The 26,218-nt window shown below is 63.6% G+C and carries 18 protein-coding genes and 1 pseudogene; 13 read left to right on the forward strand and 6 right to left on the reverse strand.

The annotated features are described in order from the left end of the window. Nucleotides 1-248: 248 nt before the first annotated feature. Entirely contained in the window at nt 249-1,688 is a 1,440-nt protein-coding gene (locus tag EHW12_RS00210; RefSeq protein WP_125050142.1) for an NAD(P)/FAD-dependent oxidoreductase, read from the reverse strand. A gap of 556 nt (nt 1,689-2,244) precedes the next feature. Between EHW12_RS00210 and gltB the strand changes: the two genes are divergently transcribed. The 3 genes and pseudogenes from gltB to EHW12_RS00225 all read left to right on the forward strand — a co-directional run bounded on the left by gltB (nt 2,245) and on the right by EHW12_RS00225 (nt 9,367). Next, nucleotides 2,245-6,843, forward strand: coding sequence for a glutamate synthase large subunit (gltB, locus tag EHW12_RS00215; protein WP_125050143.1), 4,599 nt, complete (start codon nt 2,245-2,247; stop codon nt 6,841-6,843). Further along, on the forward strand, nt 6,836-8,287 hold the full coding sequence (locus EHW12_RS00220) for a glutamate synthase subunit beta (protein ID WP_003943594.1): 1,452 nt from the start codon (nt 6,836-6,838) through the stop codon (nt 8,285-8,287). Before gltB ends, EHW12_RS00220 begins: the two co-directional genes overlap by 8 nt. A gap of 184 nt (nt 8,288-8,471) precedes the next feature. Further along, a pseudogene (locus tag EHW12_RS00225) lies at nt 8,472-9,367 on the forward strand (cutinase family protein). On the opposite strand, the gene EHW12_RS00230 reads toward EHW12_RS00225, so the two are convergent. Next, complete coding sequence (locus tag EHW12_RS00230) at nt 9,368-9,919, reverse strand: DUF732 domain-containing protein (protein ID WP_125050144.1); 552 nt, start codon at nt 9,917-9,919, stop codon at nt 9,368-9,370. It abuts the pseudogene before it with no gap. Nucleotides 9,920-10,132: 213 nt separating this feature from the next. On the opposite strand from EHW12_RS00230, the gene EHW12_RS00235 reads away from it, so the two are divergent. Continuing rightward, nucleotides 10,133-11,005 carry a hypothetical protein gene (locus EHW12_RS00235; protein WP_003943530.1) on the forward strand — a complete coding sequence of 291 codons (873 nt, stop codon included), beginning with the start codon at nt 10,133-10,135 and terminating at the stop codon, nt 11,003-11,005. Nucleotides 11,006-11,154: 149 nt separating this feature from the next. After that, the gene (locus tag EHW12_RS00240; protein ID WP_125050145.1) at nt 11,155-11,880 is read left to right on the forward strand and encodes a hypothetical protein; all 726 of its coding nucleotides are present in this window, start codon (nt 11,155-11,157) and stop codon (nt 11,878-11,880) included. 1 nt (nt 11,881) lies between these two features. Here the strand turns inward: EHW12_RS00240 and EHW12_RS00245 are convergent, their stop codons facing one another. Beyond that, the gene (locus EHW12_RS00245) at nt 11,882-12,784 is read right to left on the reverse strand and encodes an SDR family NAD(P)-dependent oxidoreductase (protein ID WP_003943614.1); all 903 of its coding nucleotides are present in this window, start codon (nt 12,782-12,784) and stop codon (nt 11,882-11,884) included. A gap of 71 nt (nt 12,785-12,855) precedes the next feature. Here EHW12_RS00245 and EHW12_RS00250 point away from each other — a divergent pair, with 71 nt between their 5' ends. Both EHW12_RS00250 and EHW12_RS00255 read left to right on the forward strand, forming a co-directional pair. Beyond that, on the forward strand, nt 12,856-13,146 hold the full coding sequence (locus EHW12_RS00250) for a putative quinol monooxygenase (RefSeq protein WP_003943546.1): 291 nt from the start codon (nt 12,856-12,858) through the stop codon (nt 13,144-13,146). A gap of 173 nt (nt 13,147-13,319) precedes the next feature. Continuing rightward, nucleotides 13,320-14,939, forward strand: a complete 1,620-nt coding sequence (locus EHW12_RS00255) for an ABC transporter substrate-binding protein (RefSeq protein ID WP_042453342.1) — start codon at nt 13,320-13,322, stop codon at nt 14,937-14,939. A gap of 73 nt (nt 14,940-15,012) precedes the next feature. Here EHW12_RS00255 and EHW12_RS00260 read toward each other — a convergent pair whose 3' ends face one another. Beyond that, nucleotides 15,013-17,325, reverse strand: coding sequence for a pyruvate dehydrogenase (locus tag EHW12_RS00260; RefSeq protein WP_075831717.1), 2,313 nt, complete (start codon nt 17,323-17,325; stop codon nt 15,013-15,015). 292 nt (nt 17,326-17,617) lie between these two features. Further along, nucleotides 17,618-17,938 (reverse strand): UBP-type zinc finger domain-containing protein, encoded by a 321-nt coding sequence (locus EHW12_RS00265; RefSeq protein ID WP_003943615.1) that lies wholly within the window; start codon nt 17,936-17,938, stop codon nt 17,618-17,620. A gap of 26 nt (nt 17,939-17,964) precedes the next feature. On the opposite strand from EHW12_RS00265, the gene EHW12_RS00270 reads away from it, so the two are divergent. The 6 genes from EHW12_RS00270 to EHW12_RS00295 all read left to right on the forward strand — a co-directional run bounded on the left by EHW12_RS00270 (nt 17,965) and on the right by EHW12_RS00295 (nt 25,616). Then, the gene (locus tag EHW12_RS00270) at nt 17,965-19,560 is read left to right on the forward strand and encodes a Na+/H+ antiporter (RefSeq protein ID WP_030536674.1); all 1,596 of its coding nucleotides are present in this window, start codon (nt 17,965-17,967) and stop codon (nt 19,558-19,560) included. A gap of 182 nt (nt 19,561-19,742) precedes the next feature. After that, nucleotides 19,743-21,362, forward strand: coding sequence for an ABC transporter substrate-binding protein (locus EHW12_RS00275; RefSeq protein WP_125050146.1), 1,620 nt, complete (start codon nt 19,743-19,745; stop codon nt 21,360-21,362). Between the two features lie 127 nt (nt 21,363-21,489). Further along, a complete protein-coding gene (locus EHW12_RS00280) occupies nt 21,490-22,446 on the forward strand; it encodes an ABC transporter permease (protein WP_003943571.1) in 957 nt (318 codons plus the stop codon). Continuing rightward, on the forward strand, nt 22,439-23,533 hold the full coding sequence (locus EHW12_RS00285) for an ABC transporter permease (protein WP_007735813.1): 1,095 nt from the start codon (nt 22,439-22,441) through the stop codon (nt 23,531-23,533). The genes EHW12_RS00280 and EHW12_RS00285 overlap by 8 nt, the downstream gene beginning before the upstream one ends. Next, nucleotides 23,530-24,627 carry an ABC transporter ATP-binding protein gene (locus EHW12_RS00290; RefSeq protein ID WP_125050147.1) on the forward strand — a complete coding sequence of 366 codons (1,098 nt, stop codon included), beginning with the start codon at nt 23,530-23,532 and terminating at the stop codon, nt 24,625-24,627. The genes EHW12_RS00285 and EHW12_RS00290 overlap by 4 nt, the downstream gene beginning before the upstream one ends. Next, nucleotides 24,627-25,616 (forward strand): oligopeptide/dipeptide ABC transporter ATP-binding protein, encoded by a 990-nt coding sequence (locus EHW12_RS00295; RefSeq protein WP_064442916.1) that lies wholly within the window; start codon nt 24,627-24,629, stop codon nt 25,614-25,616. The genes EHW12_RS00290 and EHW12_RS00295 overlap by 1 nt, the downstream gene beginning before the upstream one ends. Here EHW12_RS00295 and EHW12_RS00300 read toward each other — a convergent pair whose 3' ends face one another. Beyond that, the gene (locus tag EHW12_RS00300) at nt 25,617-26,216 is read right to left on the reverse strand and encodes a histidine phosphatase family protein (protein WP_003943544.1); all 600 of its coding nucleotides are present in this window, start codon (nt 26,214-26,216) and stop codon (nt 25,617-25,619) included. It lies immediately after the preceding gene. Nucleotides 26,217-26,218: the final 2 nt, after the last annotated feature.

Consider the following 26,218-nt stretch of genomic DNA (forward strand, 5'->3'; position numbering starts at 1 on the left):
GAGTCGATTTGCATAACAAGCCAGCTGTTCGCGCACGAGCGTTTTTCGCGGTAGCCCTGCTTTGAGGGATTCTTGAATTTCGTGACTCCGTGGATAGCATAAGCAAGCCGACGTCAATGCCTAACGACCACACTGCTCGACCCTTGCCGGAGTGACGGCTACGCGCAAATCCGAAGTCGACGATCATCCTTGGTGGGGTGACTCGCGAGTGAATGTTTGTCCGAAATGTCGTCCCCATCGGGGACGCTTCAACCCCGCGCCTTCAGCGCCGCCCGCGCGGCATTGAACCCACCCATCCCGTGGACTCCGCCGCCCGGGGGAGTTGCGGACGAGCAGAGGTAGACGCCCGGGGCCCCGGTGGCATAGGGGTCCAGCCCGAACCGGGGGCGCGCGATGATCTGTCGCGCAGTGTTCGCCCCCGCGGAGATGTCGCCACCCACGTAGTTGGGGTTGTACGCCTGCATCTGGGGCACATTGCGCACGTGGACGCCCACGATCCGGTCCCGGAACCCCGGCGCAAAGCGCTCGATCTGACGCGTGACCGCATCGGTCGCGTCGCCCGGATATCCGTGCGGCACATGCGCATACGCCCACACGGGATGGATGTCTCCCACAGATCGGGAGGGGTCGGCCAAGAATTGCTGGCCCAACAGAATGAAGGGCTTGTCCGGCATCTGACCCCGCACGGTCTGGCGTTCGACAGCAGCAGTTTGCGAAATCGTCCCGGACAGATGCAGGGTGCCGGCCTTGCGGGCATGCGGATTCGTCCACGGCACGACGCTCCCGTCGGAATCACCGCGCACGGCGTAGTCGACCTTGTAGGCGGCGGTGCCGTAGCGGAATTTGCGGTAGGCCCGTGCACTGCGGTCGGGCTGCCGGCCGTCGAGCAGACGACCGGCCGCATCGGGGGCGATGTCGAGCATGACGATGTCGTAACCGGCGATCTGGGAGTAGTTGGTGACCCAGTTCCCGGTTTCGATGGTGCCACCGAGGCTGCGCAGAATCGACGCGAGCGCCGCAGCAATTGATCCTGAACCACCCTGCGCCACAGGCCAACCGTGAGCATGAGCGGCCGCAGTGAGCATCGAGCCGACAGCACTGGAGAGTGGAAGGGTCAGCGTCCCGAACATGTGCGCCGCGACGCCACCGAACAGCGCCCGCGCCTGTGGGGTCTTGAACATCCGCGCGAAACCCGTCGCGGGAAGCAGAGCGCCCGTCCCGAAACGCGCGAGCATCAGCGGGTGCTTCGGAACGTGCACGATCGGCTGGAAGACGTCCTGCACCAACTCGTCGAAGTTCTCGGAGAGGTATCCGAAGACGTCGAGCCACCTCTTACCGTCGACACCCAGTCCCTCAGCGGTCCGGTTGATGTCGCGCCACAGAACCCCGGCGGTGCCGTCGTCGAGTGGATGGACCAGATCGATCTCGGGCCACAGCCACGCGAGGCCATGCTTGGCGAGCCCGAATTCGCGGTCGAGGGCCTTGAAGTAAGGAGAAGCCAAAGCGGTGGGATGGAAGGCGGAGCAATCGTCGTGGACGAGTCCATCGACGATGTATTCGCTACTGCGGGTGCCACCGCCGATCTTGTCCGCACCCTCGATGACATGGACGTCGATTCCGGCGCGGGCGAGTTCGATCGCCGCCGCGAGACCGTTGGGACCACTGCCCACCACTACTGCTGTTGTCATTTGCTCTTCGCCACCCGTCTTCTCAGGTGTGAGCCTACGGAAATTACAGCGATGGCATTCTGCGAGCAAACAATTCAGGCCTGGACCTTGGTTGATCGATCAACTTTTGTTACAGTTCGAGGCGCACTGGCCGCAGCTGATTCTTATCGCTGCGGCCAGTTGTTGCATTCATCGCCCATCGCGCCTGTTTCCTGCGGATTCGGTATCCTGTGAATCGGAACTTCTCTGCACAGACGCAGCTCCGAAATCTGTCGAGGGGCCTTCTGGCTCCCTGCATCGCCGCAGTTCAGAGCAATTATAGGGCTACCTTAGTTGCGCCCGTGCCGGGGTTCTGAATTATCGTTTTCGTTACACGGTTGACTCACAAAAGTTTCAACCGACCGAAGACTCACGTCGCCGGGTGCCAGAACGCACACCATCGCGTCTGCGCAGGGCGGCTACTTCGGTGGTACCGAACACATCGTCGTGTCGGTGCTTTGAAGGACTTGCATTGCAAGTTGATGGCCATCAGCGCTGCTGGTCGTCGGTGCATCTTTATGGCATACGAAGGCTGGGTATGAAGCAACTTCCAGGCCCCCAGGGCCTCTATCACCCGTCCAATGAGCACGACTCCTGTGGAGTCGCATTTGTTGTCGACATGCATGGTCGCCGCAGCAGGGACATCGTCGAAAAGGCGATCACCGCTCTGGTCAACCTCGAGCATCGCGGCGCTGCCGGATCAGAACCCAACACGGGTGACGGTGCGGGCATTCTGCTGCAGGTTCCCGACAAGTTCTTCCGAGCTGTCGTGGACTTCGCGCTGCCCGCCGAAGGCGCGTACGCAACCGGTATCGCATTCCTCCCGCAGGGCGACGCCGATGCGCACGAGGCTGCTGCTGCAGTCGAGAAGATCGTCGTCGAAGAGGGCCTGAAGGTTCTCGGCTGGCGCGAGGTCGGAACCGACGACTCCTCGCTGGGCGCACTGGCGCGCGACGCGATGCCGACGTTCCGTCAGATCTTCATCGGCTCTGAAGGTGACAAGTACACCGGCATGGATCTCGAGCGTCGTGCATACGTGGTGCGTAAGCGCACCGAGCACGAACTCGGCTCCGAAGGTGCCGGCAAGGGTGGCCCGGGTAGCGAGACCGTGTACTTCCCCAGCCTGTCCGGCCAGACGTTCGTCTACAAGGGCATGCTCACCACCCCGCAGCTCAAGGGTTTCTACCTCGACCTGCAGGACGATCGTGTCGAGAGCGCACTGGGCCTGGTCCACTCGCGCTTCTCCACCAACACGTTCCCGTCGTGGCCGCTGGCGCACCCGTTCCGCCGGGTCGCTCACAACGGTGAGATCAACACCGTCACCGGCAACGAGAACTGGATGCGCGCTCGCGAGTCCCTGATCGACAGCGACGTCTTCGGTGGCCGCGAGAACCTGGACAAGATCTTCCCGATCTGCACCCAGGGCGCCAGTGACACCGCTCGTTTCGACGAGGTGCTCGAGATGCTGCACCTCGCCGGCCGCAGCCTGCCGCACGCAGTTCTGATGATGATCCCGGAAGCCTGGGAGAAGCACGAGAGCATGGACCCCGCTCGTCGGGCGTTCTACGAGTACCACTCGGCTCTCATGGAGCCCTGGGACGGACCGGCGTCGGTGTGCTTCACGGACGGCACCGTCATCGGCGCCGTGCTGGACCGCAACGGTCTGCGTCCGTCGCGTCTGTGGATCACCGAAGACGGCCTCGTCGTCATGGCGTCGGAGGTCGGCGTCCTGCCGATCGATCCGTCCACCGTGGTCCGCAAGGTCCGCCTCCAGCCCGGCCGCATGTTCCTCGTGGACACCGCGCAGGGCCGGGTCATCAGCGACGAGGAACTGAAGAACGAACTCGCTGCCGAGCACCCGTACCAGCAGTGGATCGACGAAGGTCTGATCCACATGGACGACCTGCCGGACCGTCCGTACACGTACATGTCGCACGAGCGCGTCGTCCTGCGTCAGCAGCTCTTCGGTTTCACCAACGAAGAGGTCAACCTGCTGGTCAAGCCGATGGCTCTCTCCGGTGCCGAGGCACTGGGCTCGATGGGTACCGACACTCCGATCGCCGTGCTCTCGTCACGTCCCCGGATGCTGTTCGACTACTTCTCGCAGCTCTTCGCTCAGGTCACCAACCCGCCTCTCGACGCGATCCGTGAAGAGGTTGTCACCAGCCTCGGCGCGACCATCGGCCCCGAGGGTGACCTGCTGCACCCGAATGCGGACTCCTGCAAGCAGATTGCGCTCCCGCAGCCGATCCTGCACAACGACGACCTGTCGAAGCTCGTTCACGTCAACGACGACGGCGAATTCCCGGGCTTCCGCAGCGTCGTGATCCGCGGCCTGTACCCCGTCAAGGAAGGCGGCGACGGTATCCGTCGTGCGCTCGAGGGCATCAAGTACCAGGTCTCGCAGGCAATCGAGGGTGGCGCACGCATCGTCGTGCTCTCGGACCGCGAGTCCACCGAGGACTACGCACCGATCCCGTCGCTGCTCCTCACCTCGGCTGTGCACCACCACCTGGTTCGTGAGAAGTCGCGCACCAAGGTCGGTCTCATCGTCGAGGCCGGCGACGCCCGCGAGGTGCACCACATGGCGCTCCTCATCGGCTTCGGTGCCGCAGCGGTCAACCCGTACATGGCTTTCGAGACCATCGACGAGTTCCTGCAGAACGGCGAGCTCGAGGGTCTGACCCTCGAGAAGGGCATCGCGAACTACATCAAGGCAGCCGGCAAGGGTGTCCTGAAGGTGATGTCCAAGATGGGCATCTCGACGCTCGCGTCGTACACCGGTGCTCAGTTGTTCCAGGTCATCGGCCTCTCGCAGGAGCTGACGGACGAGTACTTCACCGGTCTGCAGTCGCAGCTCGGTGGCATCGGCCTCGACCAGATCGCAGCCGACGTCCAGGCACGTCACGCCGTCGCATACCTCGATCGCCCCGAAGAGCGCGCTCACCGCGAGCTCGAGGTCGGCGGCGAGTACCAGTGGCGTCGTGAAGGCGAGTACCACCTGTTCAACCCGGACACGGTCTTCAAGCTCCAGCACGCAACTCGCACAGGTCAGTACGAGGTTTTCAAGGAGTACACGACCATGGTCAACGACCAGTCGGAGCGCCTTGCCGCTCTGCGTGGTCTGTTCGACTTCAACATCGGCAAGCGGCCGTCGATCTCGATCGACGAGGTCGAGCCGGCCAGCGAGATCGTCAAGCGTTTCTCGACGGGTGCGATGAGCTACGGCTCCATCTCCGCCGAGGCTCACGAGACTCTCGCCATCGCGATGAACCGTCTGGGCGCCCGCTCCAATTCCGGTGAGGGCGGCGAACATCCGTCGCGCTTCACGCCCGACGAGAACGGCGATCTGCGACGCAGTGCCATCAAGCAGGTCGCGTCGGGACGCTTCGGTGTCACCTCGCACTACCTGAGCAACTGCACCGACATCCAGATCAAGATGGCGCAGGGAGCCAAGCCCGGTGAGGGCGGCCAGCTTCCGGCTCACAAGGTGTACCCGTGGGTGGCCGAGGTTCGGCACTCCACGCCTGGCGTCGGCCTGATTTCGCCGCCGCCGCACCACGACATCTACTCGATCGAGGATCTCGCTCAGCTGATCCACGACCTGAAGAACGCCAACCCGCAGGCCCGCATCCACGTGAAGCTGGTCTCCGAGGTCGGCGTCGGAACCGTCGCGGCCGGTGTCTCCAAGGCACATGCCGACGTCGTTCTGATCTCCGGTCACGACGGTGGCACCGGTGCCACCCCGCTGACCTCCGTCAAGCACGCGGGCGCACCGTGGGAACTCGGCCTCGCCGAGACCCAGCAGACGTTGCTGCTCAACGGTCTCCGTGACCGCATCGTCGTGCAGGTCGACGGCCAGCTCAAGACGGGTCGCGACGTCGTCGTCGCTGCCCTGCTCGGCGGCGAGGAGTTCGGTTTCGCCACCGCACCGCTGGTGGTCTCGGGCTGCATCATGATGCGCGTCTGCCACCTCGACACCTGCCCCGTCGGTGTCGCGACGCAGAACCCGTTGCTGCGTCAGCGTTTCAGTGGCAAGCCGGAATTTGTCGAGAACTTCTTCATGTTCATCGCCGAAGAGGTTCGCGAGCTTCTCGCGGAACTCGGCTTCCGCACGCTGCTCGAAGCAGTCGGCCAGGTCGACATGCTGGACACCACGCGCGCTCTCGATCACTGGAAGGGAAGCAAGGCAGGCAATCTCGATCTGTCGCCGATCCTCACCCAGGTCGAGTCCGCGTTCATGGACCAGGACGTCCACTGCACCGGCACGCAGGATCACGGTCTCGACAAGGCACTCGATCAGCAGCTGATCGTCTCGGCCCGCAACGCACTCGACAAGGGTGAGGCGGTCTCCTTCGAGTCCGCGATCACCAACGTCAACCGCACGGTCGGCACCATGCTCGGCCACGAGGTCACCAAGGCGTTCGGTGGAGAGGGCTTGCCCGAGGGCACCATCGACATCACGTTCACCGGTTCCGCCGGTAACAGCTTCGGTGCTTTCGTGCCCAGCGGTATGACCCTGCGCCTGCACGGCGACGCCAACGACTTCGTCGGCAAGGGTCTCTCGGGTGGACGCATCGTCGTACGCCCGCCGCTCGATGCAGCGGAAGGCTTTGTCGCCGAGGACAACATCATCGGTGGCAACGTCATCCTGTTCGGCGCCACCAGCGGCGAGGCTCTGCTTCGCGGTGTCGTCGGCGAACGCTTCGCAGTCCGTAACTCCGGCGCCGCTGCCGTCGTCGAGGGTGTGGGCGATCATGGTTGCGAGTACATGACGGGTGGAAAGGTGGTCATCCTCGGAGCCACCGGACGTAACTTCGGCGCCGGCATGTCCGGTGGCGTCGCGTACATCTACAACCCCGACAAGGCATTCGAAAAGAACCTCAACACCGAACTGGTGGACCTCGAGGATCTTTCGGGCGACGACTTCACCTGGTTGAAGGGCGCCATCGAACGTCATCGCGACGAAACCGGCTCCGAGGTTGCCACGCGCATCCTCGCTGACTGGTCGCAGCAGGTGGGTCACTTCGCAAAGGTGATGCCCCGCGACTACAAGAAGGTTCTTTTGGCCATCGCGGCCGCAGAGAAGGATGGCAAGAACGTGGACGAGGCAGTTATGGAGGCAGCTCGTGGGTGATCCAAGCGGCTTCCTGAAGCACACGTCGCGCGAACTTCCGGTTCGCCGGCCGGTGCCGTTGCGCCTGCTCGACTGGAAAGAGGTCTACGAGGAGTTCCCGAAGGAAACCCTCAAGACCCAGGCCAGCCGTTGCATGGACTGCGGAATTCCTTTCTGCCACAACGGTTGCCCTCTCGGAAACTTGATTCCCGAGTGGAACGACCTGGTCTACAAGGACCACTGGCACGACGCCATCGAGCGTCTGCACGCGACCAACAACTTCCCGGAGTTCACCGGTCGTCTGTGCCCCGCACCCTGTGAGGCGTCCTGTGTCCTGGGCATCAACCAGGATCCGGTCACCATCAAGCAGGTCGAGGTCGAGATCATCGACAAGGCCTTCGACGAAGGGTGGGTCAAGCCGGTTCGCGCCGCGCACGCCACCAACAAGAAGGTTGCGGTTGTCGGCAGTGGTCCGGCCGGTCTGGCTGCAGCGCAGCAGCTGACCCGCGCCGGTCACGCAGTGACGGTCTTCGAGCGGGCAGACCGCATCGGCGGCCTGCTGCGCTACGGCATCCCCGAGTTCAAGATGGAGAAGCGGCACATCGACCGCCGTCTCGAGCAGATGGAAGCCGAAGGCACCGTCTTCAAGACCAACGTCAATGTCGGCGTGGACATCACCGCGGACGAGCTGCGTGAGCAGTTCGACGCAGTGGTTCTGGCCGGCGGCGCCACGGCAGCTCGCGATCTTCCGATCCCGGGCCGCGAACTGGACGGCATCCACCAGGCGATGGAGTTCCTGCCGATCGCCAACCGCGTGCAGTTGGGTGACCTCGACGCTCCCACCATCACCGCTGAGGGCAAGAAGGTTGTCATCATCGGCGGCGGCGACACCGGAGCGGACTGCCTCGGCACCTCGCACCGTCAGGGTGCGGCCAGCGTCCACCAGTTCGAGATCATGCCGCGTCCGCCGGAGACTCGCGCCGAGCAGACTCCGTGGCCGACGTACCCGCTCATGTTCCGCGTGGCTTCGGCTCACGAGGAGGGCGGCGAGCGTCTGTTCTCCGTCAACACCGAGAACTTCGTCGGTGAAAACGGCAAGGTCACCGGTCTCAAGGCTCACGAGGTCGAGATGAAGTCGGGTCGCTTCGAGAAGGTCGAGGGCTCGGACTTCGAGCTCGAAGCCGATCTCGTGCTCCTGGCCATGGGCTTCGTCGGTCCCGAGAAGCCGGGTCTGCTCACCGATCTCGGTGTCGACTTGAACGAGCGTGGCAACGTCGCCCGCACGTCGAAGTGGAACACCAACGTCGACGGCGTGTTCGTGGCCGGCGACATGGGCCGCGGTCAGTCCCTGATCGTCTGGGCCATCGCCGAGGGACGTTCCGCAGCAGCCGCTGTGGACACCTACCTCGAGGGTGTCACGGCCCTTCCGTCACCGATCCACCCGACAGCGGCTCCGCAGCGCTAGAGGCTCTCACAAAGCCGCACCCCACCGCATTCGGTGGGGTGCGGCTTTGTTTGTGCAAGTAATTCGCGCGATCTGTAACAAACCTTCATCGATCGTGCATCGGACAGACACAACGCCCAGACAGTATGATTCCGGAGCACCGATAGTGGTGTATGGGTTGCTGAAGGTAAAACAGGGGAGTTTCATGCGTGCGAGGCGTCTCGTTGCGGTGTTGTCGGCACTTGCTGCGGCAGTAGTGGTACCGGTTGTCAGTGCTCCCGTGGCGTCGGCTGATCCCTGCCCCAGCCTGTACGTCGTGGCCATCCCGGGAACGTGGGAGCCCTCGGGCACCAGGCCCGGCGCCGGCATGCTCGCCCCGGTGACCAACGGGCTTCCGGGCTCCGTACGCACCGATTACGTCACCTATTCGGCGACGGCCTTCCCCTGGGAATCCAACGTCTACGCCAAGTCGAAGCAGCAGGCTGTCGACAATGCCCGCGGCATGATCGGCGCCATGGCCGCCTCGTGCGGTGACACTCGCTTCGCCATCGTCGGGTACAGCCAGGGCGCCGACGCGGCAGGCGATCTCGCCGCCGAGATCGGAACTGGCATCGGCGTTGTCCCCCGACTCGCGTCGAGGGCGTCGGCTTGTTGTCCGATCCCCGTCGTTCCGAGTCCGACGTCCTGATCGGCCCCGCTGTTGGCGGTAACGGTGCCAGCGGCCCTCGCATCGGTGGATTCGGTTGGCTGTCAGGCAAAACGGTGACGCTGTGCGCGGTCGGTGACCTGTACTGCTCGACGCCGAAGGACGATTTCGTGATGCGTCTGGCCGGATTCATGGCTCAGGCGTCCGATCCCACTCCGGCCAGTGCGCTCGCTCTGCGCGACGAGGCCGCCGTGATCGTCAATGATCTGATCACCGCAGGCGGTCTCCCCGCTTTGATGGCCCAGCTCGATCCGGGCGCGAACTCGCGGCGCATCGATCAACTGGTCGACTTCTACGGCTCGCAGGTCCACACCGACTACACGCGTTACGTCGTTGACGGCGCAGGCAATTCGGCTACATCCTGGCTGCACGGCTGGTTGGCCGGCAAGGCCTGATCAGCAGTACGTCTGCTCCGCCGTGTCGACGTAGATCTCGGCAATGCGCTGCGAGGACATCGGCGTGATCTGTGAGTACACCTCGCCGACGGAGTTGAACTCCGCCAGCACTTCGGACCGAGGCATACCGTCAGCGAGCGCCTTGCAGGTGCCGTCGGCGTAGAGGATCTCTGCGGAATCCATTCCGGCGGGCGGGATCCCGGCCAGACGAAGGGCGGCGATGTACCGCTGCCCCTTCTCGCCGGCGTTCGCGACGATCTCTTCCGGTGAGCGGGCGTCGATCGGTGCATTGGCCGCTGGCGCTACCGGTAGCGACACCGGCGGGGGCGTCGATTCGACGACGCTCGGCGCGGCTTCCGGAGTTGTTGCGGCGAGCGGGCTGGTCGGCAGCTCGGAAAGCGTACTGGGGGCAGTCGAACTCGACGTCGCCGCGATCGACGTGCTGGTGGCAGCAGATGTGGATTCCGCTGCGTCGCTGTCGGATTGGCTGCTGCAGCCGCTGAGGATTAGGCCCGCTGCCGCGACGCAGAGGACCAGTCTGTTCGTGTTCATCACCCGTGAGTGTTACATACCGTACCGCTTATTTTGTCCGTTTTAAGGAAACTCCCTTTTGCCCTGTTTTTAAGTCGAAGTCCTGTGATATACATCTGTTCAGTTGTTACTTGTGAGTAGGAGCACACCGCGAAGACCTTGTCGGCGGCGGTCGAAACACAAGCAATGACTGCGAGTTTCGTCCCCCATCACATAAACGGCAGGGAGAAATCAGTGCAGAAATCTCACAAGAACGGCAACCGACGTCTCGGCACGCGCGTGGCCGTCATTGCAGGTACCGCAGGTGCGGTCCTCGCGTTCGCGGCGCCGATGGCCTCGGCTCAGGATCCGGTCGACAATTCGATACCCGGTGCCGCAGTGTGTCCGGCTACTGCCGAATCCTGTGTGTCGGTTGTGGTTCAGAGCGGAACCTTCGACAACAACGGCTTCAACCTCCCGATCGGAAAAGGCGACATGATCATCGCCGCCGAGGCCGGCTCCGGTGAAGGTGAGTCCACCGTTCTTCTCCCGCGCGACGACGGACACCACGGTGTCTACTCCAAGCCGTTGACCGTTCCGGGTGGAGTCCTCGGAATCGACCTGCCGTTCGGCAATCTGTTCGGCCTCGCCGCAGTCACCGCCGAGGTGGAGGCGACCGCTGCCCCGACCCTCAACGGCATCATCACCGACATGGATCTGAGCATCCCGGTGCGGATGAAGATCAACAACGCGTTCCTCGGTGACAACTGCTACCTGGGCTCCGCGGCTGCGCCGGTGAATCTTCGTCTCGCGCCTGACCCGTCGGTGGTACCGACCTACACGGTGCTCCCGGACAATGCACTGAAGGTGAGCCCGGTCGGGAACCAGGCCACCGGCTTCGCGCTGCCCGCCGCCAGTGGTTGCGGACCGTTCGGAGTGCTGAACCCGATCGTCAACTGGCGAGCAAAGGTACCGGCCACGTCGGGAACCTCGCTCAGCACGATCTCCGACGCCTACCTGTACCCGGGCGGCCTCACCGGTAGCGATCCTCTCGACGATCTCGGTGGCGGAACAGGATCCAGCGGTTCCAGTGGCTCGAGCGGTTCGTCCGGAAGCTCCGGTTCCTGAAAACTCGGATGCCTTGAAGCAGCGGTGGTGACGGAATGTCACCACCGCTGCGGCGTCCGACCTGTAATAACCTGTGCCTCAGGGTGGGCGAAGGCGGACTCCATCAGGAGGACCTGCGCGGCCACGAAATCACAGGGGAGTCCTCAAACATGTTTCGAGACAGCGTTCTTGCGAGTCCGGTCCTGCGCCGGGGTGTGACAGCACTGGCAGTTGCGGCCGCGGCCACGATGTTTGTCGGTACTGCGGCAACGGCGGAGCCGGCGGCAGTCGTCGGTGAGGTGTCCGCGGACTCCATCGCGGCAGCCCGTGCGCAGGCCATCGGAACGACGGTCACCGTCGTGGGAACCGCGACTACGCCGTCGGGAGTCTTCGAATCCAGCTTCTACGACAAGGGCTTTGGTCTCCAGAGCGGAAATTCGGGCATCTACATCAGCGATCCGAACAACTCCGGGATTGCTCTCGGCGATCAGGTTCAGGTCACCGGAGTCCTCGCGGATCAGGAAGGCCTGCTCGTCGTCCGCCCGACTGCCGTCGAGGTAATCGGCACGACCTCCCAGATCAGCCCGGCGCGACTGCCCCTCAATGCGATCGGTGAGGGTAGCGAAGGTCGTCTCGTGACGGTGTCCGGAATCGTGAGCGGACCCGTCGTCGACGATCTGCCGTACGGTCACAAGATCCTGGTCTCGGGTGCCGAGGGAAACACCGTCATCTTCGTCAACACCCAGACCGGAATCGACGTCGACGTCATTGCAGTGGGACGCCCGATCACCGTCACCGGTTTCAGTGGCCAGTACGCCAGCACATACGAGGTTCTTCCCCGCTCGGAAGCCGATGTGCAGCAGGGTTTCACGGGCAGCCTGAGTTTCGGAAGCTGACCTAGATCTCGAACCGAGCTCCGACGCGCATCGACCCGGGAGACAACCGGCTGATGGTGCGTCCGAGCTTGGCTTCGACGGTCACGGGTACGACGGCCTTGTTCGTGCGAACTGCTTTCACGATGGCACTGGCCACTCGATCAGGAGTGAAGTTCCGCTTGCGGTAGAAGTTGTCGACCTTGGTCTGGTTCTCGAGCTGCTCCTCGGCGGTCGTCCCGGCGAACTCGGTGGTCTTGAGGATGTTCGTGTGAACGAGGCCGGGACAGATGGTGCTGACGCCGATGCCGTGTGGAAGCAGCTCTGCCCGTAGGCAATCCGAGAGCATGAATACCGCTGCTTTGCTTGTCGAATACGCGGTGAGGGCCTTCTGTGGTGTGTACGCGGCGGCCGAGGACAGGTTGACGACGTGCCCTCCTGTTCCCCGGTCGATCATCATCGGGGTGAATGCCCGGCAGCCGTAGACAACTCCCCAGAAGTTGATGTCCATGACGCGCTCGAACTGGCGCTGCTCGGTGTCGGCGAATGTCCCGGAGAACCCGATTCCGGCGTTGTTGACGACGATGTCCGGTACGCCGTGATGTGCCGCGACCGTCTCCGCGAACCGAATCACGGCCTGTTCGTCGGACACGTCCACCTGATAGGCGTGGGCACCGCCACCGAACACTGCTTCGGCGCCGCCCGCTTGCGAAGGGATGTTTACAAGTGCCGCAGTGTCCTGCGCGCTTTCGAGATTGATGTCGGAGACCACGACGATAGCTCCCTGGGCAGCGAAGGCGAGGGCCGTTTCACGCCCGATGCCGCTGCCCGCACCGGTGATCACCACCAGCGTGCCGGTGAGATCGCGCAGTCGACGCTGCAACTTCGTTCCGCGTCGCCAGCCGGTGACGTCCTTGAGTAGCCCCATTGGTTGCCCTTTTCGTGTGTACGTTTGTGGCGTGTGTCTCTAGCTGACTTCCCCTCTGCGAAAGGTATCCGATGAGCGAGCTTCGTGTAGTTGCAACCATCCCGGCCAAGTCCGGTTCCGAGGACGACGTCCGATCGGCTCTGACAACTCTCGCGGAGGCGAGTCGGTCCGAGGACGGCTGTGTGTCGTACGAGTTGTTCGAGTCAGCGGCTGCGCCCGGCACGTTCGTCACGATCGAAACTTGGCGCGGGCAGGAGGAGTTGGACGCTCACATGCAGTCCCCGCATCTACAGGCCGCGCTGGCCGCCGCCGGACCACTTCTCGACGGCGCTCCGGCGATTCATCCGTTGAAAGGCGCCTGAATCAGAATGAATTCCTGACCTTCGCTAAGGGTCTGACCTGCGAATGTCGCTCGAAACTGACGAATCGTCGCGCTTCATTCCACTGAGCGGGACCTGCGACTAATACCTGTGCCTTAAGTCACAAACTGTCTCGACAATGCTTCACATCACAGTTTCTGACCTGGAGGTTTTGAATGAGTCGCAGTTCTCGGCGCGGTCACCGCAAGGTTGCCGCCGTCGCGCTGGCAGTCTCCGCCGGCCTGTTCGTCTCGTCGTGCGCTGACAGCGGGAACGGGGGTGGGAGCGGCGACGCACCGGACTCCGGTTCGGGATTGTCCATCGGCCCGGTCAACGAGCAGTCCGGCGAGGGCGATCCGGTCAAGGGCGGCACCCTCACGTTCAGCGGGTACTCCGCCGTCACCAATCTCGATCCGGCGAAGACTCAGATTGCCGGTTCGGTCGCCGGTTCGGAGTTGGGCGCGATCTACGACACGCTCCTGCGGTACGACCCGGCGTCCAAGGAATTCGTTCCGAAGCTCGCAGAGTCGATGGAGCCGAGTTCCGACTTCAAGACGTGGACCCTCGAACTGCGTGACGGTGTGAAGTTCAGCGACGGGACGCCGGTGGATTCGGCGGCCGTCTCGGCGAGCCTCAATCGCTACGTCACCAACAAGGGACCGCAGTCGAGTCTGTACGCGTCGAAGGTCGCGTCGGTAGACACTCCGGATCCGTCGACGGTCGTCTTCAATCTCGTCGACCCGTGGACCGGTATCGAGTCACTGCTCTCCACCGGCCCCGGCATGATCGTCGCGCCGAGCGCCCAGCAAGGTGATCAGTTCACCCCGATCGGCGCGGGTGCCTTCACCCTCGAGAAGTTCGCTCCCAACGAGGAATTGATCCTCGACGCTCGGGAGGACTACTTCGACGGTGCCCCGAACGTGGACAAGCTGCGGTTGATCAGCATTGTCGGTTCGCAGTCCACCACCGAATCGCTCAAGAGCGGCGGCACGGACGTCGCATACATGCGTTCGCTACCGAACGTGCTGGATCTGATCGACTCCGGCTACCCGGGCTTCGTCGACATTCCGTCGCTGTCGTACCTCTCGCTCGTCAACACGGCACCCGGTCGTCCCGGTGCCGACGTGCGCATCCGTCAGGCATTGGCGCTCGCAACCGATCCCGTCGCACTCGACAACCGACTCAACGAGGGCAAGGGTCTGCCCGGACAGGTCATCTTCCAGGACACCTCCCGCTGGCATAACGACGTCGCTCCGATCGGCGTCGACACCGCCAAGGCGAAGCAGCTTCTCGACGAGGCCAAGGCTGACGGTTACGACGGCAAGATCACATACCTGACGCTGCAGGAGAATTCGGCGCAGGCGATGGCTCTCGCACTGCAGTCGATGGCCAACGCCGTCGGATTCGATTTCCAGATCGAGTACGTCAACTCGGTTGCCGACGTCGTCAAGCGTTTGTACGCCGACCGCGACTTCGACATGGCAACAGGTTCCGCCAGCCTCGCGGAAGCCGATCCTTTCGAGCGTCTGTACTCCAATCTCAAGTCGGGTGGACGGAACAACGCCACGAGCTTCTCCGACCCCGAGATGGATACGCTGCTCGATCAATTGGGTGTCGCGACGTCGACCGACTCGAAGATCGAGGTGCTCGCCAAGATCCAGGAGCGCGCCAATGAGGTTGTGCCGTGGCAGGTTTACGGCAACACCCCGTGGCTCGGTGTGTGGGGACAGAACGTCCACGGCATTCAGCAGAGCCTGGACGGAATCATGTTCTTCGACAAGGCCTGGAAGAACTAGACACCTGAATGACTGAATGGACCCGAGAAGCGTCCCTGCGGGGACGCTTCTCGGCATCAGAGAGTGGGATAGATCAAGAAGTGAGATCGAGGGCAGCGCGGACGATGCTGTCGGAGTCGAGGCCGTGGTATCGGTAGACGTCCTCGAGCGAACCGACCTGACCGAACCGGCTCACTCCGAGCGCAGCACCCGGAACGTTGTTGATTCCCGTCAGGAACGCGAGGGTGTGCGGGTGCCCGTCGAGAACGGTCACCATCGGCGCGGACCGGCTACTCGGAAAGACCTGATCCAGGATCCACGACGGACCGTCCGCGAGACCGCGCCGAGACTGGAGTGCTTCGAAGAGCAAGCCGGGGCTGGTCACGCAGACGACGTCGGCGGAAATGCCCTGCTCGCCCAGTCTTTCGGCTGCGACCAGTGTTTCGGTGACAGTGGCACCCATGCCGACCAGGGTGACGGCCGGATCAGGGTTGTGCCGCAGTGTGTACGCGCCGGCCACCACCTGACGTCGACGGCGTTCTCGCGCAGCCGGATCGGTCGGTACCGCGGCCAGGGCCTGATCGACCGGACGGGTCGACAGGCGCAGGTACGACGAGCTGCCGTCTGGTCGGCCCAGGCGTCCGATGCTGTCGAGGAGCGTCCACTCCACGTCGACGGCGAATGCCGGTTCGAAACTGGTGCAACCCGGCTGTTCCAGTCCGATGGACGGGGTCTTGATCGACTGGTGCGCACCACCTTCGGCGGCCAAGGTGACGCCCGACGGAGTGCCGACCATGATCGACTGTCCACCGGCGTAGATGCCGTACGACCACGGTTCGAGAGCCCGCTCGATGAAGGGGTCGTACATCACGCCGATAGGGAAGAGTGGCTGGCCCCAACGACTCCAGGTTGCACCGAGTTCGCCCATCAGTCCGACCAGGTTGGTCTCGGCGATACCGAGTTCCATGTGCTGACCGGTGGGCTTCTCACGCCAGTGCATGATCGTTTCGGCGTCGTCGGCAAACCAGTTGTGCCGCTCGTCGGGGGACCAGACCCCGACCTTGTTCAGCCAGCCTGCGAGGTTGGTGGTGGAACTGACGTCCGGGCTCAGTGTGACAACACGTTTCGCGGCGTCCGGCGCTTCGCGGCTGAGGTCGAGTAGTACCCGGCCGAGAGCTGCCTGAGTGGTGGACGTGCCGGAGGGCGTACGGCCGATGTCTTTCGGAACTGCCGGGGGCACCAGATGCTCCACCTTCGGGCGAGTCAGGCGCCCAGCGGTTTCGGCGCAGATGCGGCCGGACGGGCTGTCGGTCTCGAACCGTTCCCAGGGCTTCGACGGATCCATGCCGAGTTCCGCCGCCAGGTGCTCGAACTGCTCGGCGGTGAGCAGCGACGAGTGGTTCTGCGGATGACCCTGCGTCGGCAGACCCCGACCCTTGATCGTGTACGCGATGATCACGGTGGGACGGGTGTCGTCGATCTGTGCGTACGCCTCTCGCAGAGCGTCGAGGTCGTGGCCACCGAGATTGCGGATGGCCTCGAGCACCGTGGCGTCGTCGAGGTCGTCGATCAGCGCCGTGATCGCGTCGGCGTCCGCCGCGTCGCCGGGCAGTCTCAGACGTACCTCGTCGGCCGTGCATCGCAGCAGGCGCTGGTACTCCGGATTCGGCATGTCCAGGATTCGTTCGCGCAACGCGGTGCCGCCCGGCCGGGTGAACAGTGATTCCAGCAGCGCACCGAACTTCACGGTGATGACCTGCCAGCCGGCACCCGAGAACATGTGCTCCAGGCGGGTTGCCGCGATGTTCGGCACCACCCGGTCGAGTGATTGGCGGTTGAGGTCGACTATCCACACGATCTCACCCAGTTCGGCAACCGAATGATCGAGAACTGCTTCCCACACCGCGCCCTCGTCGAGTTCGGCGTCACCGACCAGGGAGTACTGACGCCCGGTTCCGGCGCCGCCGAGGGAGGCGTCGACGTATCGGCGAGCGATGGCGCCCCAGATGGGAGCCGTCGCGCCGATACCCACCGAACCGGTCGAATAATCCACCGGATCAGGATCTTTCGATCGACTCGGGTAGCTCTGCAGGCCCCCGAATTCGCGCAGAGTCGTCAGGTAGGACTCGTCGAGTTCGCCGAGCAGATAGTTGATGCCGTGGAGCACCGGCGCCGCATGCGGCTTGACGGAAACCCGGTCGCCGGAACGAAGTTGGCCGAACCACAGGGACGTCATGATCGAGACCATCGACGCGCACGAGGCCTGATGGCCGCCGACCTTGAGCCCGCTGGGATTCGGACGGACACGGTTGGCGTGATGGATCATCGCGGTCGACAACCACAGAACGCGCTTCTCGATCTCCGCCAGTGACTCGGGAGCGTTCTGGTCGATGTTGGGGCTGTTCACGGCCGGTCCTGCCTTCAGTAGTGGACATCGATCACCGCACCGCCTGTACCCCAGATCGTGGGGCCGACGATGTGGTTGTGATCTTTGGCAGGACTTCCTGAGGCCGAACCGTTCGGTGCGGCAAAGTCCAGCCGCACCTGTCGATCTGTTGTGCAGATTCTGCGTCAAAGTCCATCATCGGCATACAGATTGAGCAATAGCTACCCGGTGGATTGAGCAATGTGCGCAACACCGAGGGCTGTGCGCCGTGACAGGTGGGCACTATGCGCAGTGCACTGCCAGTCGCGCGCGGTCAGTCCATCAGGTCGTGGACGTAGCACCAGCGCCAGGATTCGCCGGGCTCGTGTGAGCGCATGACCGGGTGCCCGGTTTCGCGGTAGTGGTTGGTGGCGTGCTGATGAGGGCTGGAATCGCAGCATCCGACGTGGCCGCAGGACAGGCACATGCGCAGGTGAGACCAGTTATCCTCACCCAACTCGGCGCACTCCTGGCAGACGCCGGGCGTCAGCGCCGCCGGGTCCGTTTCGGGCGCGTTGGTTAGTTCCTCGCAACCGGTGGGAGCGGGTGCGGGCTGCTGTGTGCGAGCTGCTGCTCGCTTCAGGATTTTCTTCATCGCCTTCCATACTGCATGCTGCCAGGGTGAACGGCATATTACTGGGGGTTGTAGTAGCGGCGTTGCTGGTGGCGGCGGTCGCGCGAAGGTTCGGGCTGTCTTCGCCGCTGATCCTCGTCCTGGTCGGTTTGATCGCCTGTCAGATACCGGGTGTTCCGGAATTGGAACTCGATCCCGACCTCGTCCTGTTCGTCGTGTTGCCTCCACTTCTGTACTCGGCAGCACTGGACAGTTCATACCTGGCTTTGCGCTCGAATCTGCGTCCGATCGGATTTCTCGCGGTGGGGCTTCCGCTGGCGACGACGGCTGCGGTGGGCTTTGTCGCCTACCTGATCGTGCCGGAGTTCTCGATAGCGGCTGCTCTGGTTCTCGGCGCCATCGTGGCGCCGCCGGACGCGGTGTCCGCGAGCGCAATCGGACGCAAGCTCGGCCTGCCGCGCCGGATCATGACCCTGCTGGGCGGGGAGAGCCTGCTCAACGACGCCACCGCTCTGACGGCGTACAAGGTCGCTCTCGCGGCTGCCGTCGGTACGGGTGCGACGCTGATCGGCGGCTTCGAGACCTTCCTCGTCGCGGCGGTCGGTGGAACGGTGATCGGCCTCGCGGTGGGGTTCGTCATCTCGAAGGTTCGCGGCAAGCTCCAGGATCCGGTGATGGAGAGCGGAATCGGATTGGTGGTGCCGTTCTTCACCTACCTGGCTGCGGAAGAGGTCCACGCGTCGGGCGTCATCGCGGTCGTCGTAGCCGGATTGTTCCTCGGCCAGCGCTCCACCCGTGCGAGTTATGCGACGCGTTTGCAGGACACGGCAGTGTGGAGGGCCGTCGACCTGATCCTGGAGTCGTTCGTCTTCCTGTTGATCGGTCTCCAATTGCCCAGCGTCGTCAACGGATTGCAGGGGTACAGCACTTCGATCGTCGTCTGGGCGTCGGTTGCCGTTCTCGTGACCGTCGTGGTGGTCCGAATCGCCTGGGTGTTCCCGTTCACGTACGTACCGCGCTGGCTGTCGCCGCGTATTCGAGCGAGGGAGCCGGAGATTTCGGCGCGGGCGGTGTTCGTCGTGTCGTGGGCCGGTATGCGAGGGGTCGTGTCGCTGGCAGCTGCCTTCGCCATTCCGCTGACGGTCAACAGTGGTGAGGACTTCCCGGGGCGGTCGCTGATCCTGTTCCTGACGTTTGTCGTCGTGGTCGGCACGCTGTTGCTGCACGGCCTGACGTTGCCGTGGGTGATCCGTGTCCTCGGCGTGCAGGGGGACGAAGAGCAGTCCGACGCTCGCGCCGAGGCGGCCGCTCAGGACAAGGCTGCACGGGCCGCTGCGGCGCGGCTGGACGAATTGGTCGGAGCCGACGCCGACGACGTCCCTCAGGTCCGCAATCGTGCCGCGGACATCTTGCGAAGCTGGAACACCCACCGCGCGAACTCGGCGTGGGAGCGACTGGGACGCAGCGACGAGGATCTGGGGGAGAGCCCGTCGAACGCCTTCCGCTCGCTGCGCCTCGAGATGATCGATGCCGAGCGAGGCGTCTTCATCGCCGAACGCGATGCCGGCCGGATCGACGACGAGGTCCTCCGGAAGGTACTTCGCGAGCTCGATCTCGAGGAAGCGACGCTCGACCGGGACTAGACCGGCTGGTCTGCTGTCCACGAAGGTAACCGCTGGCCAGGGTCGGTTTACCTGACTGTTGAGGCCTGCAACTTAACCGATTCCACTGAGCGAGACTCGATCCAATTTTCTGTGCCTCCCATCACAGACTGTTTCGTGTTCAACATCACGTCACGGTCTTACCCCGCCTTGGAGGCATTCGAATGAGTCGTAGTTCCCGCCGCGGAAGTCGCAGATTGGCTGCGGCTGCGCTGGCGATCACCGCAAGTATGTTCCTGGCGTCGTGCGCCGACGACGGCTCGAGCAATGGCGGCGGCGAATCCGCTGATTCCGGTTCCTCGCTGAAGATTGGCATGGTCAACGAGCAGGCCGATCCCGGCACTCCCACCAAAGGCGGCACGCTGACGTTCAGCGGCTACTCGGCGGTCACGACTCTCGATCCCGCGAAGGCTCAGGTTGCCGGCGCCACCGGAGGCAGCGAGCTCAGCGCCATCTACGACGTGCTCATGCGTTACGACCCCATCGGGCAGAAGTTCGAGCCCAAGCTCGCTCAGTCGCTCGAAGCGAGTTCGGACAGCAAGACCTGGACGCTGAAGCTCCGCGACGGTGTGAAGTTCAGCGATGGCACAGCTCTCGACTCGAAGGCCGTCGCCGACAGCATCAACCGCTACGTCACCAACAAGGGACCTCAGTCGAGCCTGTGGGCTTCCAAGGTTGCCTCGATCGACACCCCCGACGCGACGACCGTAGTCTTCAACCTCGTTGATCCGTGGACAGGCATCCAGTCGATGCTCGCCACCGGACCCGGCATGATCGTCGCCCCGAGCGCCCAGCAGGGTGACCAGTTCACCCCGATCGGCGCCGGCGCCTTCACCCTCGAGAAGTTCGCTCCCAACGAGGAACTGCTGTTGGCTGCTCGCCCCGACTACTACGACGGCGCACCGAACATCGACAAGCTCAAGCTGATCAGCATCGTCGGCGCTCAGCCCACCGCCGAAGCACTCAAGACGGGCGGCATCGACGCCGCGTACATGCGTACGCTCACCCCGATCCTGGATCTGATCGAGTCGGGTTACCCCGGCTTCGTCGACATCCCGTCGCTCGGTTACATCGCCAACGTGAACATGGCCCCGGGCCGCCCGGGCTCGGATGTCCGTGTCCGCCAGGCGATGGCGCTGGCCGTCGATCCGGAGACGCTCAACACCCGCGTCAACAACGGCAAGGGACTGCCCGGCCAGGAGATCTTCCAGGACACCTCGCGCTGGCACAACGACGTCGCACCGATCGGCGTCGATCCCGCCAAGGCGAAGGAACTGCTCGATCAGGCCAAGGCCGACGGCTACGACGGAAAGATCACCTTCCTCTCCATCCAGGAACCGTCCGCACAGGCAACGGCTCTGGCCATCCAGGCGATGCTCAACGCAGTCGGCTTCGACGCTCAGATCGAATACGTCACCGGTGCAGGTGATCTGGTCAAGCGGATGTACGCCGATCACGACTACGACATGAGCACCGCAGCACTGAGCCTCGCCGAGGCCGATCCCTACGAGCGTCTGTACACGGGCATCAAGTCCGGTGGCCGTAACAACGCGACCGGCTACTCCGACGCCGAAATGGATGCTCTCCTGGACAAGTTGGGCGTCGCAACCACCGACGAGGACAAGAAGGCAGTCCTGGCACAGATCCAGGAACGCGCCAACGAGACCGTCCCGTGGCAGGTGTGGGGCAACGTCGCCGCACTCGACGTGTGGAACCAGAACGTTCACGGACTCGAGCAGAGCCTCGACGGAATCGTGCTCTTCGACGGAGCTTGGAAGTCCTAGAGAGCCTGAAGTTCACAGCCGGCCCCGCGCCCGTATTGCAGCGGATCGGGGCCGGCTGCGAACGAAGAAATGAAATCAGAGGAACTGCTGTGTATTGCGAGCTCGCTGTCCGAAGGAGACGAAATCGATGAACATCGGCGCAATAGGTAAGAAATTGGGCCAGCTCGTCATTGTGATCCTGATCGTCAGCTTCGGAACCTTCGTGCTGGCATCACTGATCCCCGGCGATCCCGCTGTCTCCGTTCTCGGTGAAGGCCGAACGCCTGCCGAGTACGAGGAAGTTCGGCAGCAGCTCGGACTCAACGATCCACTCCTGGTTCGCTATTGGGACTGGCTGACCAGCGCTCTCCAGGGCGACCTCGGCAACTCGCTCGTTCCCCCGCAGCAGGACGTCCTCACCGCGATCAGTTCCGCTCTCCCCGTCAGCGTTCAGTTGGCAGTGATGGGTCTGGTCATCGCACTGGTCGTCGCAGTTCCGCTCGCACTCTGGTCGGCGCACCACGAAGGCGGCGTCATCGACCGCGTCATCAGCGCCGCGACATTCGGTGTTCTTTCCGTCCCGAGCTTCCTCGCCGGTCTGTTGCTGATCATGGTCACCGTCAACTGGCTCGGCTGGTTCCCGCGATCACAGTGGGTGCGCATCGGCGACAGCCTGTCCGGAAACCTCTCACACGCAATACTTCCCGCGATCACCATCAGCCTCCTCGAGATGGCGATGTTCACTCGCGTTCTCCGATCCGACCTGGTGACGACGCTCCGTGAGGATTACATCCTCGCGTCGAAGGCCAAGGGAATGCCCACGCTGCGAGTGCTTTTCAGCGACGCGCTTCGCCCGTCGTCGTTCTCGCTCATCACGATGATGGGTCTGGCTCTCGGCGGCATGATCGGCAGCACCGTGATCGTCGAGACGCTCTTCTCGTTGCCCGGAATGGGCACGCTCATCGTCCGCGCAGCGCAGCAGGGTGATTCGCCGATGCTGCTGGGCGCGGTGGTCGTGATCGCGGTCATCTACGTCCTCGTCAACAGTGCGATCGATGTTCTGTACACCTATCTTGACCCGAGGAGTCGTCGTGTCCATGTCTGAAGTGACGCCAGACGGAGCGGCCCCGTCGCCGGCCCCGTCCGAGGTGATGACATACCGGCAGCAGACAGTCCTGCTGGCTCCCGGTCCCGTCGAGACGCTGGAACAGCCCAAGAATCTGGTCCTGATCGGATCGATTCTCACAGTGGTCGGCGTTGCGCTGCTCGGCACCGCACTCTTCGGTTCAGCGATCATGATGACCGTCCGCATCGTGCTCGCGCTCGTTGCCCTGGTTTTCCTCTTCAAGGGGCTCGGCAAACTCGGTACGTCCAAGTGGGGCAGTCAGTTCGATCTCTCGTACTGGTTGGCGTGCATCTGGCTGGTCGCGCTGATCCTGGCCGCGATCTTCGCGCCGCTGCTGCCGCTCGGTGAGTACAAGGACACGGTCAAGACCTTGGCCGAGCCGGGCTTCGCATCGCCGAGCCTGCTCTCCGATCATCCGTTGGGTACCAACAACTTCGGTCTCGACCTGCTTGCCCGCGCCCTGTTCGGTGCTCGCGCCTCCTTGACTGTCGCCATCTGCGCCGTGCTGATCGGCATGATCATCGGTGGCACCATCGGCGTCATGGCCGGCTATTTCCGTGGCAAGGTCGACGCCGTGGTCGGAATCCTGACCAACTCGCTGCTGGCCATTCCTTCTCTGGTGCTGCTCATCGCACTGGCCGCGGTGCTCACGTCGAACCTGCGCAACATCACCCTCGCACTGTCGATTCTCTGCATTCCCAGCATGGTTCGAATCGCCAGGGCAAACACCATCGTCGTAGCCCAACGCGAATTCGTGCTTGCCGCGAGAGCCATGGGCGCCACCAAATGGCGCGTCATCTGGCGCGAGCTGGTTCCCAACGTCCTCGTTCCCGTCGCCGCGCTCGGCCTGGTGGCCGTCTCCGGCCTGATCGTCGCGGAAGCATCACTGAGCTTCCTCGGACTCGGTATCGCACAACCTGATCCGACCTGGGGCAACATGATTGCGGAAGGTCAGGGCGGGATCGTGGAGAAGCATCCGTTCATCGTCCTGGTACCAGGCGTCTTCCTCTTCCTGACGGTGTTCTCCTTCAACCTCATCGGCGAGAAGTATCGGAGTAAGCTGTGACCACTTCAGCTCAGCACGGCGTTCCGCTGCTGCAGGCGGACAACATCAGAACCGTATTCGCCACTCCCCGTGGCCAGTTGCGAGCAGTCGACGGTGTCTCGATCCACGTCTCCGCCGGCGAAACTCTCGGCATCGTGGGTGAATCCGGTTCCGGCAAGTCGGTTCTCGGGCGCACCATCATGGGACTGCTCCAGAAGGGTCCGGCTCTCGACATCAGCGGGACGGTGACGTTTGCCGGCCGCGACATGTCGACGATGAAGAAGTCGGAGATGAAGCACTTCTGGGGACCCGAGATCGCCATGGTCTTCCAGGATCCGATGACCTCGCTCAATCCGTTCAAGCGCATCGGTACCCACATCACCGAATCCTTGAAGTTCCACCTGGGTCTGAAGAAGGACGCGGCCCGCGATCGCGCAGCGGAACTCTTGTCGATGGTGGGTATCCCCGAGCCCAAGCGTCGGCTCGACCAGTACCCCCACGAACTTTCGGGCGGTATGCGACAGCGCGTGGTCATCGCGATGGCCCTGGCCTGCGAGCCGAAACTGCTGATCGCGGACGAGCCGACCACCGCTCTCGACGTGACGGTGCAGAAGCAGATTCTCGATCTGCTCGCCTCACTCAACGACAAGCTCAACATGGCCGTCATCCTGATCAGCCACGACCTCGGTGTGGTCTCGGGTCGATCGGATCGCGTCGCTGTCATGTACGCCGGTTCCGTCGTGGAAACGTCGGCGACCGAAGAGTTGTTCACTCGTCCTCGCCACCCGTACACCGAAGCGTTGATGGCTGCGATTCCGCGACTCGAATCACCGACGCACACAGTGCTGCAAACAATTCCGGGTGTGCTCCCGGACATGACGAAGCCGATCACCGGTTGCCGCTTCGCCGCTCGCTGCCGGTACGCCCAGGACGACTGCCTGACCGGCGACCCGGCCCTGGCTCCCGGCGGCCCGGGGGACAACACAACCGAAAGCCACACGTTCGCGTGCCACTACCCGGTCGACACCCCTGAAGGCACAACGGCATTGGTCGCCAACGAGAAGGCCGGCACTACCGCAGCGGGCCTGACGCTCGCGGTGAAGGAGATGGTCTGATGACTGCAGCAACCGATACCAGGAAGCCCGAGACGGTGGACGCGGCCCTGACGGTCGAGGACTTGGTCGTCGAATTCAACGTCGGCAAGGGCCAGACCGTTCACGCCGTGTCCGGAATCAGTTTCACCGTCGCTCCGGGCGAAACCTTGGGCGTGGTCGGTGAATCCGGCTGTGGCAAGTCCACGGCGGGCCGGGCGATCATGCAGTTGCCCTCACCGACGTCGGGCTCGATCCGCCTCGGAGAGACGGAAATGACGGCACTGGGCGCGGAAGAATTGCGTCGCAGCCGCACTCAGCTGCAGATGATCTTTCAGGATCCCATCTCCTCCCTGAATCCCCGTCGCAAGGTCAAGGCTCTCATCACCGAGGGTCCGTCGATCTGGGGTGGAAAAGACAAGGCTGCCATCGAAGCTCGGGCGCGCGAGGTTCTTGCCGAGGTCGGGCTGGACCCGGACATGGTGTGGGATCGAACCCCACGCGAACTCTCGGGTGGTCAGTGCCAGCGCGTGTGCATCGCCCGCGCATTGATGCTCGACCCCAAGGTCCTGATCTGTGACGAGCCGGTCTCGAGTCTCGACGTCTCCGTGCAGGCGCAGATTCTGAACCTGCTCGAGGACGCGAAGAAGCGTCACGGGCTGTCGCTGCTGTTCATCGCACACAACATGGCCGTAGTGAAGAACATCAGCGACCGCGTGATGATCATGTACTTGGGCCGCGTCTGCGAAATCGTTCCCGCAGAAGACATGCAGAACCGCGCGCTGCACCCGTACACGCAGCTACTGCTGGCGTCGATTCCCGATCCCGACGCCACCGTCACCGCGGCGCAGAACGTCGAGCAGAAGGTCATCGAACTGCCGTCGCCGCTCAATCCGCCCAGTGGCTGCCGCTTCCGCACGCGGTGCCCGCTGGCTACTGATCTCTGCGCCGAGGAAGTTCCCGAGCTGCGTCTCGTCGAGGGCGGCCATCAGGTGGCGTGCCACCACGTGTGACTACACGCGAAGCATGTTGCGTACGTGACCGGTTTCGTTGATCGACCCGACCCTGCGGCTTCCGTTTCGCGACACGAGAATGCGCGTGACGGACACGTACTCGATCGGGAAGGTCAACGGGCGCTCCAGTCCGAGCAGTTCCTGCAGAACGATGTTGACGACGCCGCCGTGGCAGAAGATCGCCACGGTGGCGTCGTTGTCCGTTGCCGCGACTATCTCGTCGATCGCACCGAGGACTCGCGCACGAAAGGCGTCGCCGTCCACCGACTCGGGGAGCCAGCCCGCTTTGATGCGCGCATAGGTTTCCGGCGCCCGCTCCAGGACCTCGTGCATCGGGATGTAGTGCGGCTGCTCGTAGTCGTATTCCGCCAGACCCTCGCGCTGGGTGACCGGAAGGCCCAATATCTGCGCTACCGGGGCTGCGGTCTCGAGTGCGCGCTTCTGCGGGCTGCTGAAGAGTCCGGTGATCCGGTACGGCGCCAGTGCTGCGGGCAGCCGTAGTGCCTGGGCACGACCTTCGTCGGTCAGCGAGGGATCTGCGCGGCCTTCGGTGACCTCGGCCAGTTCGGGGAGCGCGTGTCGGATCAGGAGTAGTTGCACCT

It is taken from the genome of Rhodococcus sp. NJ-530 (assembly GCF_003860625.1).
GTDB lineage: Bacteria > Actinomycetota > Actinomycetes > Mycobacteriales > Mycobacteriaceae > Rhodococcus_F > Rhodococcus_F qingshengii.